General features: G+C 48.4%; 4 protein-coding genes. All 4 read left to right on the top strand.

Features of this window, described 5'->3' with window-relative positions:
- The coding region (locus HWQ67_RS15115; protein WP_218253524.1) for a plasmid pRiA4b ORF-3 family protein at positions 1 to 404 on the top strand (404 nt) is incomplete at its 5' end.
- 24 nt (positions 405 to 428) lie between these two features.
- Positions 429 to 1,214 carry an MlaA family lipoprotein gene (locus HWQ67_RS15110; RefSeq protein WP_218253523.1) on the top strand — a complete coding sequence of 262 codons (786 nt, stop codon included), beginning with the start codon at positions 429 to 431 and terminating at the stop codon, positions 1,212 to 1,214.
- A 32-nt stretch (positions 1,215 to 1,246) separates the two neighbouring features.
- Positions 1,247 to 1,678: a hypothetical protein gene (locus HWQ67_RS15105; RefSeq protein WP_218253522.1), complete on the top strand. Its 432-nt coding sequence runs from the start codon at positions 1,247 to 1,249 to the stop codon at positions 1,676 to 1,678.
- Between the two features lie 78 nt (positions 1,679 to 1,756).
- Positions 1,757 to 3,236 (top strand): InlB B-repeat-containing protein (locus HWQ67_RS15100; RefSeq protein ID WP_218253521.1); only part of this gene is annotated, 1,480 nt, incomplete at its 3' end.

Genomic DNA, 3,236 nt, shown 5'->3' with positions numbered 1-3,236 from the left:
ACCTGCACGCCTTTGAGATTATCAACCCCAGGACCGGTCTGCGGGATTCAATAGGTGAAACTAAGGAAGACGGCCTCCTTGAAGACAAAATAAGCATCCCTGCGTATTTTTCGATGGATAACAAAAAGGCTTTATATACATATGATTTTGGAGATAACTGGGAACACAATATACTATTAGAGAAGATACTGCCCAGGGATGCGACCATCAAATATCCAATCTGCATAACAGGTAAACGTGCATGTCCACCTGATGATTGTGGAGGGCCATGGGGGTATGAAGACCTCCTGAAGGTAATCTCTGATCCGGAACATGTCGAGCACGATTATATGGTTGAATGGGTTGGTGAGGATTTCGATCCTGAACGTTTTGCTGCAATAGCTGTTATATTTCATGCTGTATAATAAAAAAAACTTTGGAGGATTTCTATGTTTAACAGACTGAGAGTGAGGAATTTCTGTTTATTGGTTGTCGTCAACGTCGTGTTGCTTTTTACCATCGAGGCATTTTACGGTGATGTAAAGGCGTGGGGTGAGGATTACATGAAAAAACCGGTTGTTGCCGATAATGGCTCCGGTAATAACAGCGAAGCAACCGATAACACCATAGCAGACCCCTTTGAGGTCACAAACCGTATAATGTTTGAGTTTAACGATAAGGTCTATTTTTGGCTGATAAGGCCATTGAGCGGCCCATACAATGCATTTATAGACGAACCTGAACGTGGTCTCATAAGCAACTTCTTTCACAACTTGTTAACGCCAATACGCTTTGTGAGTTCGCTGCTGCAGCTTAAGCTTGAGGATGCTGGGATTGAACTGGCACGCTTTGGGATAAACACGACTCTGGGGGTCTTTGGCCTGGGCGATGTGGCAGCGGCTAACTTCAACCTGGAGGCAAACAGGAAAGACATCGGACAGACGCTCGGCTCCTACGGGATAGGTCATGGATTTTATATAGTCTGGCCGTTTCTTGGCCCAATGACCCTGAGGGATTCCTTTGGCTACGCCGGCGACCAGGCCCTTAGCCCAATCAGCTATGTCGGCAGCCTGGAAGGCTCTCTTTCGCTCAACGTCTACAGGTATTTTAACAAAACCTCCCTGCAGATAGGAGATTATGAGGACCTCAAAACTTCTGCCGTTGACCCCTACATTGCCCTGCGCGATGCCTACATCCAGTACCGTAACAACCTGGTCAGACAGGAGAGTAAATAAGTCGGCAGATGCACTTCAGAGTCTTATAAACCATGAAGACCACAGAGGAACTTACAAGGGATATAATAACATCTACCTTGGTGCCATTGCTCAAGGACTTTGATGGCACACAGGGCATAGAGGCATACATCAATAACATAAAGCCTGAGACCCTGGAGAAGTTGAGCCTGTATAAATTCATTGAGTTTGTAAAGGAAAATATTATAGCGATAAGAATAGCCTTCAGGTGTGACAGGGGGGTTGCCTGGGAGTTGTTGGGGAGGTTCTTTGCCGAAATGGATACCATCACGGAACTTGGCAAGAGGTGCAAGAAAAAACTTGAGGTGCTGGGAGAATCCCTGAAATGCCGGAACTCTTCAGACCACGATAAGGACCTCTATGACAGGATTGAAGACATACTCGATATAGCAAGGCAGTTTAAGGTCGATATTGAGACCATTTACCTGGAAAGAAAGAAGGAATAGAGTGGAGCAGGGAAAACCTGGGCCACTATAAAACCATAATAAACAGACATGATATTATTAAGGAGGCTTGTACCTGTTATGCGAAATAAGGCGATGTTTAATGCAATAGCGATTTTTATTATGATTTCGTTTTTCCTGGCCGGCTCTGCAGCCGCAGGGACATACACGTTTTATACGAAATGGGGTGGCAGTGGCAATAAAGATGCCCAATTTGCAGCCCCCATAGACGTGGCCGCTGACATGACGGGCAACGTCTACGTCGTTGACAAGGACAACCACCGTATCCAGAAGTTCACAAAGGATGGTCAGTTTGTATCTTCCTGGGGGAGCTTTGGTACCGGTAACGGTCAATTCTCCTCTCCATTTGGTATAGCCGTAGATGCCGCTGGCGATGTCTACGTCGCCGACACTGGCAACGACCGTATCCAGGTGTTTAATTCAACCGGCACGTTCATAACGGCGTGGGGTAGTTCCGGCACTGGCAACGGCCAATTCTCAAGCCCTCACAGGATAGCAGTCGGGGCTGTCGGTACTGCCCCAACAGATGTCTATGTCACCGATACCGCTAACAACAGGGTTCAAAGATTTAGTACGAGGGGAGGATTCTTGGGTGCATGGGGCAGCTCCGGTAGCGGCGATGGCCAATTCAGTACCCCAAAGGGCATTGCCGTTGATACGGCTGGCAATGTCTACGTTGTTGACTATGACAACAGTCGCATACAGAAATTCAGCTCAACCGGCGCATTTATAACCAAGTGGGGTAACAACAGCCCAACGGATGGCAACTTTAATGTCCCCTACGGTGTGACTGTCGATAGGGCAGGCAACGTCTACGTCGCCGACTATGGCAACAACCGTATCCAGCAGTTTAACTCAACCGGCACGTTTATTGCCAAATGGGGTAGCGCAGGTCTTGAGGATGGTCAGTTTGACAGTGCTGCCGGCATTTCCATAGATGCCTCCAACGACGTCTACGTCGCTGATGAAAAAAACAATCGCATCCAGAAGTTTACCACATCAGCGGTTGCGCTTCCTATACCAATGGGCTTTGCGATAACACAGATCGATGGCGGACTGCGCCTTAACTGGAACGCCGTAGTAGGTGCAAACACCTATGTGATCTACTGGGGCGAGGACTTGGCTTCAGTCAACGAAACAAACAACTCCGGGGCATTTACCACAAACAATACCTCCTATGACCATACCGGATTAAAGAACGGCTCTACTTACTACTACCGCATAAAATCCTCCAATGGCACAACCACCAGCAGCATATCCGGTGTAATCTCCATGACGTATCAGGTAAACACGCTCAATGTTACCCTTGCCGGCACCGGCACCGGTACCGTGACGGCCTCATCGGGCATCCTGACCTGGACCGGCAAATCCGGCACGGCAACCTACACATCCGGCACCGTCGTTACACTGACGGCAACCCCGACAACAGGTTCCGTATTTTCCTCCTGGACTGGCTGTGACACCGTCTCTGCCAACCAGTGTACCGTTACGATGAATGCAGCAAAAAACGTGACTGCTACCTTTGCGGTTCAACAGGGCA

It is taken from the genome of Candidatus Magnetobacterium casense (genome assembly GCF_019173545.1).
GTDB classification, from domain to species: domain Bacteria; phylum Nitrospirota; class Thermodesulfovibrionia; order Thermodesulfovibrionales; family Magnetobacteriaceae; genus Magnetobacterium; species Magnetobacterium cryptolimnobacter.
This window is presented reverse-complemented; position numbering and strand designations above follow the sequence as displayed.

Coding starts and splice junctions, on each gene's coding strand:
- HWQ67_RS15110 (WP_218253523.1), top strand. CDS start 429: ATGTTTAACAGACTGAGAGTGAGGAATTTCTGTTTATTGGTTGTCGTC.
- HWQ67_RS15105 (WP_218253522.1), top strand. CDS start 1,247: ATGAAGACCACAGAGGAACTTACAAGGGATATAATAACATCTACCTTG.